The organism is Achromobacter sp. HZ34 (genome assembly GCF_002209485.1).
GTDB lineage: Bacteria > Pseudomonadota > Gammaproteobacteria > Burkholderiales > Burkholderiaceae_B > Bordetella_C.
In genome coordinates this window covers 175201-191833 of the sequence record NZ_NJIX01000002.1, presented here as the reverse complement: position 1 = coordinate 191833, position 16633 = coordinate 175201, and the positions used below count along the sequence as shown (strand labels likewise).

Below are 16633 nucleotides of genomic sequence, written 5' to 3'. Positions count from 1 at the left end.
ACCTTTTTTGCGTATCGCTGCGATGTTTGATTTAAGGAGAACGGAAATGCGGATAAAAAATAAGGGCGCCGTATTGGCGCTGAGCATCGCGACGTGCCTGGCCGCTCCCTGGGCGTGCGCGCAAAGCCCTGCTCCTGGGGCGTCCGCGCAGCAGGGACAGAAACTGGACGCCAAGGATCGCGATTTTCTCGACGATGTTGCCCGCGCGGGAATATTCGAGATCGAGGGCAGCAAGCTGGCGCAGCAAAAATCCGGCAGTGCCGACATCAAGGGGTTTGCCGATCGGATGATCAAGGACCATACCGCGATGAGCCAGCAGCTTGGCGCGCTGGCCAAGGCCAAGGGCTATCCGCTTCCTGGCGAACCGGGGACCACCCAGAAACTGGAGTTGAAGGCGTTGGAGGTAGCGGACACTGGCTTCGACACCAAGTACGCGGAACGTATCGGAGCAACCGCGCATACGCACGCGGTGAATGTTTTCGCGGAAGCCGCCAAGGATGCGAAAGATCCGGACGTGAAGGAATTCGCCAAGAAGTACCTGCCGATGATGAAGGAACATCTGCGCCTCGCCGAAGGATTGGAAGGCAGGGCTGCTCGGGCACCGTCCGGCCGCTTCGACACGCCTGCGCGATAGCGGCAGGTGGTTTCCTTACATCCTGGCGGTGGATAGGCACGGTGACCGTTAGAATGCTTGGTCATGAGCTTCTATTCATCCTGGAGCTCGATCCGGCATCCCGAGGAAACCGCGAATGCGAGATTTGCCGCCTACTGCCATGCTGCGTGCCTTCGAGGTTACGACGAGGCATGCAACATTTACTTCCGCGTCGGAAGAACTGCACATCACGCAAAGCGCGGTCAGCCATCAGCTGAAGAATCTGGAGGAGATGTGGGGCTTGCAGTTGTTCCAGCGGGGTAAAACATTGAGCCTTACCCCGGCAGGTGCGGCGCTGGCGCCCATCATCCGGGAATTCTTCACGAATCTGGAAGCCACGCTTGCCGATCTCAAGGCGCAGAAGGGCAAGATCCGACTAAAGGTGAGCACGACTTACTCCTTCGCTCTCAAGTGGCTGCTCCCACGATTGCCGGGCCTGTCGAAGCAGCATCCGGAACTGTTGATCACGCTGGAAACGACGGACAAGGCCATCCGTTTTTCGGACGGCGAGCCTGACGTTGCGATCCGGATCGGCCACGGCAATTATCCGGCGTTGCATTCTGAATTCATGTTCCGGGAGCAGGTTTTTCCCGTCGCCAGTCCCGACCTGTTAAAGCGTTTTGGCACGCCGCATGAGCCGGCCGAGCTGCTGCGCTACCCGCTACTTACCCGAGACGGCGCGGATGTCGTGCCGAAATGGGAGAGTTGGTTCAAGCATGCAGGACTGGGCATCTCGGCACTGAAAGAGAACGTCCGTTTCGCCGATACCAATATGACGATAGAAGCGGCGTTGCTGGGCCAGGGGATCGCCTTGGCGCGCAGTGGACACGTGGAATCGGAGATCGCGAATGGCAGCTTGATCAAGTTGTTCGACGTGTCGTTCTCGTCGCCGATTGCCTATTATTTCGTTTGCCCAAAAGGGACGGAGTCACAGCCCCACGTCGTCAGCTTCCGCGATTGGCTGCTCGCGGAATCAGCAGAGGCACAGCACCGGTATCAGTGATGCATGAGCTTTTGATCATGCAGATATGAAAAGTTATCGCTTACCAGGGCACTTTGCGGTGGCTACCATTCCGCATGCCCTCCTACATCATCTCGTTGACGCTGTTCGCTGCGTTCCTGCATGCGAGTTGGAACGCGCTTCTGCGTGCAGGCGTGGACAAATTATGGTCGATGACCGTCATGTGCGTGGCAGTGGCGGGGGTCAGCGCGTTGGGGGCCACTTTCCTGGCGCCTCCCGCAAGAATCAGCTGGAACTACGCGGTCATTTCCGCAGTGCTGCATGTCGGCTACAACTTATTCCTGGTGCGGAGCTACAGGGACGGCGACTTCCGTCAAACCTATCCTGTCGCACGTGGAACCTCTCCGGTGTTGGTGACGCTGGCGTCGGCCATCATCGCGGGGGAATGGGTAGGGGGGCGGGCATTGATCGGCATTGCCCTTGTGTCGAGCGGAATCATTTCCCTCGCTTTCCAGTGGCGCACCCGCACAAGTCCAAGCCTGCGCTCTGCGCTCGGGACTGGCTGTTTTATCGCTGCCTATAGCGTGACGGACGGAATTGGTGTGCGCTTGTCTGGCGCGCCGCTGGCTTATACGTTCTGGATGTGCGCCCTGTGGGGGGTATTGATGCCGGCGGTATATATCGGGCTGCGCGGCGTGAAGGATTTGGTGACCCCGCGCCCTGGATTCATCACTTCCATGGCGGGCGGTATCGTCTCCCTCCTTGCTTACGGTCTTGTCATCTATGCCATGTCGCGCGCGCCGATGGGGGCGGTGTCGGCCTTGCGTGAAACCAGCGTGTTGTTCGCCACTTTGATCGGCTATTTCTTTTTGGGTGAAACGCTCACGGTACGAAAGATACTGTCTTGTGCGGTGATCGCCGCCGGGACGATCATTATCGGCTGAGGCCACCGGGTACCGTTGGTTAGTAAAGGATGACAATGACGAATCTTGAGAATTTGAGTATTGCCCTGCTCGGTCCTGGGGCGATAGGAACCACCGTGGCGGCGGCGCTGCATGAGGCCGGTCGTACGCCGGTGGTTTGTGGGCGCACGGCCCATGCGCAGCTGGCGCTGCGGTTCGATGGCGGACGCATCGTCGTGCCGGGTCCCGTACACACCGATCCGGCAACGATGGGCAAGACGTTCGATCTGGTCTTCGTCGCGGTCAAGGCCACGCAGATCGAGGCCGCGGCAGCTTGGCTGGCGGCCTTGTGCCATGCGAATACGGTCGTCTGCGTGCTGCAGAACGGCGTGGAGCAACGCGCGAATTTTGCGCGGTATCTGCCTGACAATCCTGTCTTGCCAGCGGTGGTCTGGTTCCCCGCCCAGCGGGAATCCGACGCTTCGGTGTGGTTGCGGGGCGCTCCACGCTTGACGTTGCCGGACACGCCGGCCGCCGGCGTGGTGCTCGCCGCCTTGCACGGGACGAGATGTTCCGTCGAAGCCGCAACGGACTTCGCCACGCTCGCCTGGCGCAAGCTTCTACAGAATGCAGTGGCGGCATTGATGGTGTTGGCCGGCCGGCGCGCCGGGATGTATGCCCGCGCCGATATCGGCGCGCTGGCGCTGGCTTATGCGAAAGAATGTCTTGCGGTCGCGCGTGCCGAGGGCGCCAGGCTCGGCGATCAGGTCGCCCAGGACGTGGTGGATGGATTCCGCGATTCACCCCCGGATATGGGCACGTCGATTCTCGCGGATCGACAGGCGGGAAGGCCGCTGGAGTGGGACTGCCGCAACGGCGTCATACAGAGGCTCGGCCGGACTCACCGTATTCCGACACCGATCAGTGACGTGATCGTGCCGCTGTTGGCCGCGGGCAGCGATGGCCCGGGTTGAACCGCCGCGCTTTGTGAGATTGGCGGGGCTATCGGGCGACCGCCCTGGCGCCCCTGGCAGGCCGTAGCGCGTGGTGCTAACGAAGCGTTCGGAACGTTGGGGTAGAGATTTTTGGCGACCGTGGACGGGCGGTGCGTCGAACCGGGACGTCGAGGGATGCTGTGGTGCATCCGGGGCTTCTTTACATCGCATTACGGCGTCCTGAAACACATGACGCGGGCGCGAGTAAAAAAAGACACATTGGAAAATAATAAGATACAACTCAGGACAATTGAGATAGGATCTGAATTTCGTAACAAACGTATCAGAGCCCTACAGATGCCTCGCTTCTTTCCGCGCAGTACTCTCGCCATCCTCGTCTCTTCCGCTTTGTCCTCTCTCGTGGGTACCGCAGCCCTGGCGGCGGGCTGTCCTGCGGCCAGCTCCGGCACTGTGACTGTCCCCACGGGCGGCTCGGATACCGTCTGCATCCTGAACGCCGGTGAATCGATCATCGTCAATGGTCCTATCGCGCCGCCTGTCGGCGCGGAGGTAGGCCTCATGGCGCCTACAGGTGCCGTCGGCCGGATCGACATCGAGACGGCGGGCAGCGTGTTGGTGCAGGCAGGCGGTTCGACCAGCGCCAACCTTGCGGCCGTGGCGATCGACGCCGACACTTTGGCCAACTTTTCAAATCAGGGAACCATCAAGGCGGATGCAAGCGCTACCGCGGGCCTGTTTGGTGCCACGGCTGTGCGCATCAACAATACCCACGTCACGCAAGACGTGGCGAACTACAACATCATCCAAAGCAATGGCGGATCGGCGATTGCGATCACCGATGCGGTTATCGACCGCAACTTCTACAACGGCGGCAGCGGCGTCATCAGCTCGCAACCCGGCCCACGCTTCAACTTCGACACCATCAGCTTCAACAATGTTTCCATCGGCGATTCCTTCGATAACGATGGCACGATCCAGTCCGATGCTCCAGGCCTGCGTTCCGTGGTGCGGTTTACTGACAGCCACGTGCAGAACAACGTCTGGAACAACGGCACGATGCAGGACCTGGTGTTGAGCAACACCGTCGTCGACAATCAGGTCACGAACTTCAGGAGCGCCGGGCAGTTCACCATCGACCAGGGGTCGAAGATCAACGTCGTCGATAACTTTTGGACCGGCACCCTGGAGGGTATCGCGGTCGCCGATGCGGAAGTGACGAACGGTGTCAGCAACGAAGGTACGATCACGAGCACGGACGGGACGATAAGAGGCCTGGACATCAGCGGCGCCACCATCCTGGCTAACGGCATCTCGAACACCGGCACTATCCTCAACTACGAAGGGATCGTCGTTGGCAACGTCTCCAACGTGACGGGCGGGATCAAGAACGGCACGCAGGGCAAGATCGTGTCCAGCGGGAATGCCCTCCAGGTGACGGACGGTTCCGTCATCACTGGCGATATCTCCAACGACGGCACCCTGACATCGACCAGCGGAAACGCCTTGATAGTGGATAGCACGGCCACCGTGACGGGCGCCATCCGCAACACTGGGGAAATCAACGGCATCAACGGCGTCAGCCTGCGGGATCATGCCTCCGTCACCGGCGACATCGTCAACGATGGCACCATTTCCGGTTCGGCCGTCGCGGGTGCCGGCATCTCCGTGCGGCAGAACAGCACGGTCGGGGGAGCCATCGTCAACCATGGCACCGTGTCGTCCGGTATCGTCGTGGATAGTTCCACCGTGACCGGCGGCATCGTCAACACCGGCATGATCGCCGGCAACGGGTCCTTTATCGCCGTCGACGTCGCCAACGCGCTGACGCCGCTGACCATCACCAACACCGGCACGATCGGTGGCGACGTGCGCCTGGGTGACTCGACCCTGGACATCAATGGCGGCGTCGTACTGGGATCCATCATGGGTTCGGTGACGGGCACGTCCGGCACCGTCAATTTCAACACGGACTACACGTCGTCGACCTTTATCAACGTGCAATACGTCAACGTGGCGGCCGGCAAGACCCTGACCTTGGCCGACTCGGAGATCCAGGGCAAGCTGTCAGTTGCCGGCACGCTGGCCGGCTCAGGCAATGTGGGCGCGGTTACGCTTCAAAGCACCGGCGTGCTGTCGCCCGGCAGCACCTCGAATCCCATCGGTACCTTCACCGTGAACGGCGACCTTGTATTCGTGTCCGGGTCGACCTATCGCGTCGATGCCACGGACGACGGCTCGCACGACAATGTCCACGTCCTGGGCGCTGCCACGCTCGCGGGTTCCGTGCTGCAGATCGGTTCGAACGGCAGCTACGCGCCGTCGACGAACTACACGATCATCACGGCGGACGGTGGCCTGCAAGGGCGTTTCGACCAGGTGACCAGCAACCTGGCCTATCTGTCGCCCACGGTGAACTATGTAGGCAACGACGTCGTCATGAATGTCGCGCTGAAGGAAGTCCCCGTCGGGCCCGGTGGCGATACAGGCAGTGGCGGCGGTTCCAGCAGCGGCGGCTCCAGCGGCGGCGGTTCCAGCGGCAGTACTCGTCCGATCCGCTTTGCCGACCTGGCCCTGAGCGGCAACCAGCGGGCCGCGGCCAATGCCCTGCAAAGCCTGCCTACCGGCAGCAATCTTTACCTGCGCGTGCTGAACCTGCCGGAGGGCGCGCCCGCGGGCGTGTTCAACGACCTGGCCGGCGAATCGCATGCCAGCACGGTTGCCTCGCTGCAGCGCGTGACCAACAACGTCATGACCTTGCCGATGTCGCATCTGCGCGCCAACCTCAACGCCGGCTGGCTGCCCGGCCCCGCCACGGCCCAGGTGGGCACGGGCGATGCCTCCACGCTGCCGAAGTCCGCCGCCCAGCCGATGTGGGCGCAGGTGTTCGGTAACTGGCGCACCGCCGATGGCAACGACAATGCCTCGAAGGCCAAGCAGACCGATGGCGGCCTGTTCGTCGGCGGCGACCATGCCCTGGGCAATGGTTGGCGCCTGGGTGGCGCACTGGGGTACACCGACAGCCACATCAGCATCGACAACCATTCCGCGTCGACGGATGTCGATAGCTACAGCGCGACGATCTATGGCGGCAAGGCCTTCGATGTCGGCTCGGCCAAGCTCAACCTGACGGCCGGCGCGGCCTACACCTGGCACGACCTCAAGAGCAAGCGTGGTGTCAACGCCGCCGGCGACTTCCAGGAGCTGAAGGCCGATTACAGTGCCAACACCAGCCAGATCTTCGCCGAAGTGGGTTATGCGATGCCGCTGACTGACCGCTTCACGCTGGAACCCTTCGTCGGCGCCGACTACAGCGACCTGCGCACGCGCGGTTTCTCGGAATCCGGTGGCGATGCCGCACTCATGGGCCGCAGCGACCATAGCCAGGTGGCAACCACCACGCTGGGCCTGCACGCGCAGACCGCCTTCGAGGTGAACCGCACCGCCGGCCGCCTGCGTGGCACGGTGGGTTGGCGCCACGCCTACGGCGATGTGAATCCCGAGACCACCATGTCGTTCGACGGCAGCCAGGCCTTCACGGTAGCCGGTGCGCCGCTGGCGCGCGACGCCGCTGTCGTCGAGCTGGGCGTGGACATGGCGATGAGCAAGTTCGCCACCATCGGGCTCGCATATGCCGGCCAGTTCGGCAGCGGCAACCAGCAGAACACCGGCAGCGTGAATCTCAGCTGGCGTTTTTAAGTCGGACTCTTGAACCGCGCCTGCAGCGCCTCGCTACGCCACCCACCCCCCAGCGCCTTGATCAACGCGGCGCTGGCGGCCAGGCGGCCTTGCTGGATCTGCAGGGCGGTTTCTTCGTTCGACAGGGCGGTGGCCTGGGCGGTGACGACGGTGGTGTAGGACTGGGTGCCGGCGCGGTACTCGTTCAGCGCGATGGTGGCGGCCTGGCGCGCCAGCGTCAGCGCTTCGTCCTGCGCCGTGGCCTGGTGCGACAAAACCCGCAGGTTGGACAATTCATCCTCGACGTCCTGGAACGCCGCCAGGACGGTCTGCCGGTAGTTGGCCACGCTCTGGTCATAGGCTGCCTTGGCGGCATCGGTGGTGGCCGAGCGGGCGCCGCCGTCGAACAGGGTCTGGCTGCCGCTGGCAAGCAGCGACCACAAGGCATTGGCGGCGGAGAACAGGGGCGATGCACCGGAATATCCCGCCGCGGCCGATAGCGTCACTGACGGGTACCAGGCGGCCTCGGCCACGCCGATCAGGGCATTCTGCTGCTGCATGGTGCGTTCGGCTTGCGCGATGTCAGGGCGGCGCTCCAGCAGGTCGGAGGGCAGGCCCGCTGGGATAGCCGGGATCAGCGTGGGCAATTCGCCGGCCATGATGGTGACGTCGGCCGGCGCCTTGCCGATCAACAGGGCAATGGCATGTTCATATTGGTCGCGTAATTGTTCACTGGCAATCGCGGACGCGCGCGCCGACGCCAGCTGGGTCTGCGCGGTGATCACATCCGAACGGGCCGCCACACCGGCGCTGTACTGGTTCTGGGCGATGGACAGGCTGCGTTCATAAGCCCGAACCGTATCGCGCAGCAACGCGCCCAATGCATCCTGATACCGCAATCCAAAGTAGTCGGTCACCAGCTCCGCTTGCGCCGACAACGTCAGGTCGGCCAGTTCAGCCGCGCTGGCCTGGGCGCTGGCCTGGTCGCTCTCGACCTGGCGCCGCACCTTGCCCCACAGGTCCAGGTCCCAGCTTGCGTCTATCTCCACGCTGCGTGTCGTGGCGCTGTTGCCGTTGCTGCGAGCGCGGCTCAGCGATGGTCCGGCCGTGACGGTCGGCGCCAGGTTCGCGCGCGCCTCGCGCACGACGGCCAGGGCCTGGCGATAGGCGGCCTCGTAGGCCTTCAGGTTCTGGTTGCCCACGGTGACCTGGGCCGCCAGGCCATTCAACACGGGATCCTGGTACACCTCCCACCACGCACCGCGCGCGGCCGCGCCTGGGTCGGCCAGTTTCCAGCCTGCCGGCGCGGTCGGGGCTTCCTTGAAAGTGGTCGGCGCCGCGGCCTCGGGCCGGTGATAGTCGGGACCAACGGCGCATGCCTGCAGCAATAACAGCAATGGCAGGGTCAAACTGGCGGTCAGTCGTGTGGTATTCATCTTCATGATGCAGTATCGGCAGAGGGTCGCGGCGCCGCGCCACGGCGCCGGCGCCAGGCGTTGAGCGTGCGTTGGCGCCAGCGATCCAGGTAGAGATAGACCACCGGCGTCGTGTAAAGCGTCAGGATCTGGCTGACGATCAGCCCACCGATGATGGAGATGCCCAACGGCCGGCGCAGCTCCGACCCCATGCCGTGGTCCAGCACCAGGGGCACGGCGCCCAGCAGGGCGGCGCAGGTGGTCATCATGATGGGCCGGAAGCGCAGCAGGCAGGCGCGGTGGATGGCTTGCGCCGGCGTCAGGCCTTCGTTGCGCTCGGCGTCGATGGCGAAGTCCACCATCATGATGGCGTTCTTCTTGACGATGCCGATCAGCAGGAAAACACCGATCAGGGCAATCACCGTGAATTCGGTGCCGGTCAGCAGCAACGCGAGTACCGCTCCCACACCGGCCGAAGGCAGGGTCGAGAGTATGGTCAAGGGATGGACATAGCTTTCGTACAGCATGCCCAGCACCACATACACCGCCAGCAGGGCGGCGCCGATCAGCATGGGCATGGTCGATACCACGGCCATCGAGCTGCCTGCCGTCCCGGCGAAGCCGCCGTGGACGGTGACGGGCATGCGCAGATCGCTGACCGCCTGCTGGATGGCCTTGGCGGCATCGTCCAGCTTGGCGCCCGGCGCCAGATTGAAGGAGATGGTGACGGCCACCGCCTGGCCCTGGTGGTTGACGGACACCGGTGCCTTGGCCGATTCAAGATGGGCGAAGGCGAACAGGGGCACCATGGTGGAACCGCTGGTGCTCACCGCCTGGCCGCTGGATACGCTGCCGGCGCTGGTGGCGATGGAGTTGGTCGCGGCATTGGTGGCTGAGGCGGTTGAAGACGAAGAAGACGAGGAAGACGCAGACGAAGAAGCGCTCGAACTCCCGCCGCTGACCAGCCCCGATGACGCATTGGTGGACGACGTCCCGCTGGCCGCGGCACCGGTGGTGCTGACGTAGATCTGCTTCAGCGCGGAGGGATCCTGCAGATACCGCGGCGCCAGTTCCATCACCACGTGATACTGGTTCTGCGCCTGGTAGATGGTGGAGACCTGCCGCTCGCCGAAGGCATCGTAGAGCGTCGCATCGATGGCGTCGGGCGTGATGCCGTAGCGCGCAGCCGTCGCGCGGTCGACCACCACCCGCGTTTCCAGGCCGCCGTTCTGCTGGTCGGACGACACATCGGCCAGCGCCGGATTCGCCTTCAAGGCATCCGTGAGCTTCGCGCCCCACAGGCTCACGGTGGCCGCATCGTCGCCTTGCAGCGTGTACTGGTACTGGGCAAAGCTCATGCGCCCGCCGATGAACAGGTCCTGGCGCGGGAACATCATCAACTGCGCGCCAGGAATCTCGGACAGCCTGGTACGCAGGCGCGCCATCACCTGGAAGGCCGTGGCGTCGCGCTGGTCCAGGGGCTTGAGCGTGATGTCGTTCATGGCCGTATTGGTGCCACGGCCGCCGGTGAAGCCGACCACCGTCTGCACGGCAGGGTCCGCCTTCACGATGGCCATGGCCTGGCGCATCTTCTCGCTCATGGCCTGGAAGGAAATGCTCTGGTCGGCATTGATGCCGCCGCCCATCAGGCCACTGTCCTGCTGGGGGAACAGGCCCTTGGGCACGGCCGCGAACAGCACTACATTCAAGGCCACCGTCAGCACCAGCGACGCCACCACCAGCAGGGGATGGCGCAAGGCCAGCGCCAGGCTGCGCTCGTACAGCCGCTGCATGCCGTTGATGAAGCCATTGACGTAGTCAGCGACACGTTGCGCCATGCGCGCGCCCGGCTTGTCGTGGCGCGGCCAGCGGGCCGGCGCGCCGCTGGGGCGCAGCAGCAGCGCGCACAGCATGGGCGTGGTGGTCAGCGACAGCAACAGCGAAATGCCGATAGCGATGGACAGCACGACGGCGAACTCGTGGAACAGCCGGCCCACCAGGCCGCCCAGCAAGAGGATGGGCAGGAACACCGCCACCAGCGACACGCTCATGGACAGCACGGTAAAGCCGACCTCGCGCGCGCCGTCCATGGCCGCGCGCAAGCGGCCGGCCCCCGCCTCGCGATGCCGTGCGATGTTCTCCAGGACCACGATGGCGTCATCCACCACGAAGCCCGTGGCAATGGTCAGGGCCATCAGCGACAGGTTGTCCAGCGTATAGCCGAACAGCTTCATCGCGCCGAACGTCCCCAGGATGGAGACCGGCACCGTGACGGCCGGGATCAGTGTCGCCCGCACGTCGCGCAGGAAGGCCAGGACCACCAGCACCACCAGGACGACCGCGATGATGAGGGTCTGCTCGGTATGGGCCAGCGACGCGCGGATGGTGCTGCTGCGGTCGCTGGACAGGGTCATCTCCACGCCGGGCGGCAGCGCGGCGCGCAGCTGGGGCAGCAAGGCGTTGACGCGGTCCACCGTTTCTACGATGTTGGCGGCGGGTTGCTTGTACAACCACAGCAGCACGGCGCGCTTGCCGTTGACGTAGCCCGCGTTGTGCAGGCTTTCCACCGAATCGCTGACGTCGGCGACGTCGCGCAATTGGACGGGCCGGCCGTTGCGCCACGCGATCACCAGGTCGCGGTACGCTGACGCGTTCACCGCCTGGTCGTTGGCATACAGCTGATAACGGTTGGGGCCGTCCTCGATCATGCCCTTGGCACTGTTGGCATTGGCGGCGGACAAGGCCGCGCGCACATCTTCCAGGCCGATGCCGTATTTGTTGAGGGTGCCGGGATTCAGCTCCACGCGCACGGCCGGCAGCGAACTGCCGTTCAGATCGACGTTGCCGATGCCGGCAACCTGCATCAGCCGCTGTTGCAGCACGGTCGTGGCGGTGTCGTAGAGCTGTTCGGGACGCAGCAGGTCGGAAGTCAGCGCCAGCACCAGCACGGGCGCCTCGGCGGGATTGAATTTGCGATAGGTGGGATTGGACTTCAACGAAGCCGGCAGGTCCGCCCGCGCGGCGTTGATGGCCGCCTGCACATCGCGCGAAGCACCCTCGATGTCGCGGTCCAGGCCGAACTGCAGGATGATGCTGGTGGTGCCGACGCTGCTCTGCGACGTCATCTCCGTGACGTCGGCGATCTGGCCCAGGTGTTTCTCCAAGGGCGCGGCGACGGTCTTCGCCATGGTGTCGGGACTGGCGCCCGCCATCTGCGCCTGCACCCGGATGGTGGGGAAGTCCACCGCCGGCAGGGGGGCCACCGGTAGCAGGTTGAAGGCCAGTGCCCCCGCCACGGCGATGGCCAGGGTCATCAGCAGGGTGGCGACGGGACGGCGGATGAACAGCGCGCTGACGTTCACGGCGTGTCCTCGCTGGGCGTCCGCAAGGCAAGGCCGCGCCGGCGCAGGCGCAGGGCCAGGCTGTCCATGGCCAGGTAGACCGCCGGCGTGGTGAACAGCGTCAGCAGCTGGCTGACCGCCAGTCCGCCTATCATCGCGTAGCCGAGCGGCTGGCGCAGTTCGGAACCGGTGCCGCTGCCCAGGGCCAGTGGCACGGCGGAGATCAGCGCGGCCATGGTGGTCATGAGGATGGGCCGCAGCCGCAGCAGGCAGGCGCGATGGATGGCTGCACGGGCCGACAGGCCTTCCTCGCGTTCGGCCGCCAGCGCGAAGTCGATCATCATGATGGCGTTCTTCTTGACGATACCGATCAGCAGCACGATGCCGATGATGCCGATGATGTCCAGGTCGGCACCCGTAAACAGCATGGCCAGCAGCGCGCCCAGCCCGGCCGACGGCAGGGTGGACAGGATGGTGAGCGGATGGATGAAGCTCTCGTACAGCACGCCCAGCACGACGTACATGACCAGCACTGCTGCCAGGATCAGGAATAGCTCATTGGACAGCGAGGTCTGGAAGGCATCGGTGGCGCCCTGGAAGCGGGTGTCGAAGCCCTGCGGCAGGGCGACGGCTTTCTCGGCGCGCTTGACGGCGTCGATGCCCGCGCCCAGCGAGGCCCCGGGCGCCAGGTTGAACGAGATCGTGGTGGCCGGGAACTGCGCCAGGTGCGAGATCTGGATGGGCTTGCTGCTGACGACCACGCGCGCGATGGCGTTCAGCGGCACCTGGCCGTTGGTGGCCGTGGCCGAAGGCAGGTAGATTGAATCCAGCGTCTTCAAGCCCTGGTTCAGCTTGGGATCGATTTCCATGATCACGCGCATCTGGTTGGATTGGGTGAAGATGGTGCTGACGATGCGCTGGCCGAAGTTGTCGTAGAGCGCGTTGTCGATGGTCGCCAGCGTGATGCCGAAGCGGGCCGCGGTGGCGCGGTCGACCTCCACGGTGGCGGCCAGGCCGCTGGATTGCAGGTCGCTGGTCACATCGGCCAGTTCAGGCTGCTTGCGCAGTTCGGCCACCAGCTTGGGCGTCCACTCGCCGAGGGTGTCCAGCGATGGATGGTCCAGCATGAACTGGTATTGGGTGGCGCTGATCTGCGTATCCACCGTCAAGTCCTGCACCGGCTGCATGTGCAGGGTGATGCCGGTGATATCCGCGGTTTCGCGCTGCAGGCGGCGGATGATGTCGCTGGCGCTGGCATTGCCCTGGCGTTCGCCGCGGGGGCGCAGATTGATCTGCATGCGGCCGGCGTTCAGCGTGGTGTTGCTGCCGTCCACGCCGATATACGACGACAGGCTGGCGACGTCGGGGTCTTGCAGGACGGCGGCGGCAAGGGCGTTCTGGCGCTTGCCCATCTCCGCATAGGAGATGGATTGCGAGGCCTCGGTGATGCCCTGGATGACGCCGGTATCCTGGACCGGGAAGAAGCCCTTGGGCACGAGGAAGTACAGCAATACCGTCAGGAGCACCGTCCCCAGGGCGATCAGCAGGGTGATGCGCTGGTGGTCCAGCGCCACTTTCAGCAGGCGATCGTAGCCACGGGTGATACGGCCGAACCAGCCCTTGCCGGACAAGGGATCCGCGGCGCCATGCAGGCCGGGACTGGTGCCAGTGGCCAGTTCAGCGGGCGGCCGCGCCCGCAGCAGTTGCGCGCACAGCATGGGCACCAGCGTCAGCGAAACCACCGCCGACAACACGATGGTGACGGCCAGGGTCACCGCGAATTCGTAGAACAGGCGGCCGATGACGTCGCTCATGAACAGCAGTGGAATCAGCACGGCCAGCAGGGACACGGTCAGCGAAATGATGGTGAAGCCGATTTCGCGCGAACCTTGCAACGCCGCCTGCAAGGGCGTCTTGCCGGCTTCGATGTGGCGGCTGATGTTCTCGATCACCACGATGGCGTCGTCGACCACGAAGCCGGTGGCGATGGTCAGCGCCATCAGGGAAAGATTATCCAGGCTGAAGCCCCACAGGTACATGGCGGCGAAGGTGCCCACCAGGGACAGCGGCACCGACAGGCTGGGAATGAGGGTGGCCGGCAGGTTGCGCAGGAACAGGAAGATGACCAGCACGACCAGGCCCACGGCCAGGGCCAGCTCGAACTGCACGTCGCTGACGGAGGCGCGGATGGTAGTGGTGCGGTCGGTCAGGATGTCGACGTGGACGCTGGCGGGCAGGGTGGCGGTCCAGTCCGGCAGCTTGGCCTTGATGCCGTCGACCACGGAAATCACGTTGGCGCCTGGCTGGCGCTGGACGTTCAGCAGGATGGCGGGCGTGGTGCCGGACCAGGCGCCCAGCTGGGTGTTCTCGGGACCCGTGACGACCTCGGCGACGTCGGACAGTTTCACCGGCCGGCCGTTGCGATAGGCGATGACGGTATTCAGGTAATCGGCGGGATCCTGGATCTGGTCGTTGGCGTCGATGGAGTAGGAGCGGCGCGGTCCGTCCAGCGTGCCCTTGGGGGCGTTGACGTTGATATTGGTCAGCGTGGTGCGCAGGTCGTCGGCGTTGATGCCGTAGGCGGCCATGGCACGGGTGTTGCCGCGTACGCGGATGGCAGGCTTGTTGCCGCCGCTGAGGCTGACCAGGCCGACGCCGGACAGCTGGGATATCTTTTGCCCCAGGCGGGTGTCGGCTATGGTCTGCAGCGTGGTCAGGGGCAGGGTGGGGGACGTCACCGCCAGCGTCAGGATGGGCGCGTCGGCGGGGTTGACCTTGGCGTAGATGGGGGGCGCCGGCAGGTCCGACGGCAGCAGGTTGTTGGCGGCGTTGATGGCGGCCTGGACTTCCTGCTCGGCCACGTCCAGCGCGATGGTTTCATCGAACTGCAGGGTGATGACGGACGAGCCCGCCGATGAGCGCGAGGACATCTGGCGCAGGCCGGCCATCTGGCCGAGCTGGTTCTCCAGCGGCGCGGTGACCGCCGAGGTCATGACGTCCGGACTGGCGCCGGGATAGAACGTCTGCACCTGGATGGTGGCGTACTCCACCGACGGCAAGGCCGACAGCGGCAGGCTGCGCCAGGCCACCAGGCCGATGACCAGCAGCGCGGCCATCAGCAGCGTGGTGGCGACTGGCCGCAGGATGAACAGGCGGGACGGGTTCATGATGCAGCAGCCGGATTCGCGGCCGTGGGCCTGGCGTTGCCAGGCCGCCCAGGCCCGGCGACGGGCTGCGCCGCGGCAGCCTTATCCGCCGGAATTCGCACCTTCGCGCCGTCGGTCAGGTGATCGGCGCCGTCGATCACCACACGGTCTCCCACTTGCAGGCCGGCGGTGATGGCGGTCTTGCCAGCGGCCGTGGCGCTGGTGGTGACCTTGACCAGGGTGACCGTGCCGTCTTCCTTGACGCGGTAGACGTAGTCGCCGGGCGCCCCATTCTGCACGGCCTCGCTGGGCACGACGACAGCACCGGCGAGCGTGTCCAGGTGCAGCACCACGTTGACGAACTGGTTGGGGAACAGGCCGCCGTCGGCGTTATGGAACAGCGCGCGCAGCTTGACGGTGCCGGTGCTGGTATCGATCTGGTTGTCCACCGTCGCCAGTTGACCTTCCTCCAGCGCTTCCTGGCCGCTGCGGTCGTAGGCGGTGACCGCCAGCTTGGCGCCCGCGGCCAGCCGTTTGTCGAGCTTGCGCAGATCGTCCTCCGGCAGCGTGAAGACCACCGAGATCGGATCCATCTGCGTGACCACCACGATGCCGTCGGTGTCGCCGGCGGTGACGTAGTTGCCGACGTCGACCTGGCGCAGGCCGACGCGGCCGTCCACCAGCGACACGATGCGGCAGTAGCTGAGATTCAGTTTCTGCGCATCGACCTGGGCCTGGTCCGTGCGCACCGTGCCTTCGTATTGGCGCACCGTGGCCAGGGCCGTGTCTATCGTCTGCTGCGAGATCGAGTCCTGCTTGCCCAATTGTTGATAGCGCTTGAGGTCGCGGCGCGCGTTGTCCAGCAGGGCCTGGTCTTTTTCAAGCTGGCCCTGGTACTGCGCCAGCTGCACTTCATAAGGCCGGGGATCGACCTGGGCCAGCAGGTCGCCCTTCTTTACCGTCTGGCCTTCCTGCATGGGCAAGGCCACCAGATAGCCGCTGATCTGCGACTTCACGGTGACGGTTGCCAGCGAGGTCACCGTTCCCAGCGCGGTGAGGGTGATGGGGATATCGCCTTGTGTCGCCGTTGCCACGCCGACCGCCTGTTCGGTGCCCGCGCCTGGAGGGCCGCCGAAGGGGTTGAAGCCACCACGGCCGGGGTTGGAGGCACTGCGGCCGCCGCGCGCCTCCTGCGCACCGCCGGCGCCGCCGTGATGCAGCGCCAGGAACACTGCGCCGATCGCAACCAGAATGACAACCACCGCCAGGGCGGCCCAGCGATAACGATGGGTGGGACGCGCGGCAGTGTGGGAATCTTGGGACAGCGGGGAAGTTTTTTTCATGGAAAACCAGGCACGACTCGGGAACGCTGGTATTGTTGGCGCCTGTGTCTTCGGAAGTCAAATAAGTGCTTGATTTATAAGTAGTTTTATATAATTTGTCGAAATTGACATAAACCGCTTCGAGGGCAAATCCCGGCGTAGAATCGCGGAAATCGAATGCGCCCTGCACGGTTGTCATGGGCGGCAGCATCCGGTCCATGAACTCCCGTTTCTGCGCGCGGTTTCTTCACGCGAAATTCCAT

Annotated in this window: 9 protein-coding genes; 5 read left to right on the top strand and 4 right to left on the bottom strand. The window is 64.5% G+C overall.

Annotated elements, in window-relative coordinates:
• The first annotated feature begins 7 nt into the window (after positions 1-7).
• The 5 genes from CEY05_RS07575 to CEY05_RS07555 all read left to right on the top strand — a co-directional run bounded on the left by CEY05_RS07575 (position 8) and on the right by CEY05_RS07555 (position 7167).
• The gene (locus tag CEY05_RS07575; protein ID WP_143220312.1) at positions 8-634 is read left to right on the top strand and encodes a DUF4142 domain-containing protein; all 627 of its coding nucleotides are present in this window, start codon (positions 8-10) and stop codon (positions 632-634) included.
• Positions 635-749: 115 nt separating this feature from the next.
• Positions 750-1655, top strand: a complete 906-nt coding sequence (gcvA, locus tag CEY05_RS07570) for a transcriptional regulator GcvA (protein ID WP_088597897.1) — start codon at positions 750-752, stop codon at positions 1653-1655.
• A gap of 74 nt (positions 1656-1729) precedes the next feature.
• Positions 1730-2557 (top strand): DMT family transporter, encoded by an 828-nt coding sequence (locus tag CEY05_RS07565; RefSeq protein WP_088597896.1) that lies wholly within the window; start codon positions 1730-1732, stop codon positions 2555-2557.
• A gap of 35 nt (positions 2558-2592) precedes the next feature.
• Positions 2593-3489 (top strand): oxidoreductase, encoded by an 897-nt coding sequence (locus CEY05_RS07560; protein ID WP_088597895.1) that lies wholly within the window; start codon positions 2593-2595, stop codon positions 3487-3489.
• Positions 3490-3921: 432 nt separating this feature from the next.
• Positions 3922-7167 (top strand): autotransporter outer membrane beta-barrel domain-containing protein, encoded by a 3246-nt coding sequence (locus tag CEY05_RS07555; protein WP_158219272.1) that lies wholly within the window; start codon positions 3922-3924, stop codon positions 7165-7167.
• Here CEY05_RS07555 and CEY05_RS07550 read toward each other — a convergent pair.
• From CEY05_RS07550 to CEY05_RS07535, 4 genes are read right to left on the bottom strand one after another with little or no spacing between them, the layout of a single operon-like run.
• Complete coding sequence (locus CEY05_RS07550) at positions 7164-8588, bottom strand: efflux transporter outer membrane subunit (protein ID WP_088597893.1); 1425 nt, start codon at positions 8586-8588, stop codon at positions 7164-7166. The genes CEY05_RS07555 and CEY05_RS07550 overlap by 4 nt on opposite strands.
• Positions 8585-11923: an efflux RND transporter permease subunit gene (locus CEY05_RS07545; RefSeq protein ID WP_088597892.1), complete on the bottom strand. Its 3339-nt coding sequence runs from the start codon at positions 11921-11923 to the stop codon at positions 8585-8587. Before CEY05_RS07545 ends, CEY05_RS07550 begins: the two co-directional genes overlap by 4 nt.
• A complete protein-coding gene (locus CEY05_RS07540; protein ID WP_088597891.1) occupies positions 11920-15069 on the bottom strand; it encodes an efflux RND transporter permease subunit in 3150 nt (1049 codons plus the stop codon). Before CEY05_RS07540 ends, CEY05_RS07545 begins: the two co-directional genes overlap by 4 nt.
• Positions 15066-16391, bottom strand: coding sequence for an MdtA/MuxA family multidrug efflux RND transporter periplasmic adaptor subunit (locus tag CEY05_RS07535; RefSeq protein WP_088597890.1), 1326 nt, complete (start codon positions 16389-16391; stop codon positions 15066-15068). Before CEY05_RS07535 ends, CEY05_RS07540 begins: the two co-directional genes overlap by 4 nt.
• Positions 16392-16633: the final 242 nt, after the last annotated feature.

Bases quoted from the DNA above. Each gene is read 5' to 3' on its own strand.
- gcvA (WP_088597897.1), top strand. From the start codon at position 750: ATGCGAGATTTGCCGCCTACTGCCATGCTGCGTGCCTTCGAGGTTACG.
- CEY05_RS07565 (WP_088597896.1), top strand. From the start codon at position 1,730: ATGCCCTCCTACATCATCTCGTTGACGCTGTTCGCTGCGTTCCTGCAT.
- CEY05_RS07560 (WP_088597895.1), top strand. From the start codon at position 2,593: ATGACGAATCTTGAGAATTTGAGTATTGCCCTGCTCGGTCCTGGGGCG.
- CEY05_RS07550 (WP_088597893.1), bottom strand. From the start codon at position 8,588: ATGAAGATGAATACCACACGACTGACCGCCAGTTTGACCCTGCCATTG.
- CEY05_RS07540 (WP_088597891.1), bottom strand. From the start codon at position 15,069: ATGAACCCGTCCCGCCTGTTCATCCTGCGGCCAGTCGCCACCACGCTG.
- CEY05_RS07535 (WP_088597890.1), bottom strand. From the start codon at position 16,391: ATGAAAAAAACTTCCCCGCTGTCCCAAGATTCCCACACTGCCGCGCGT.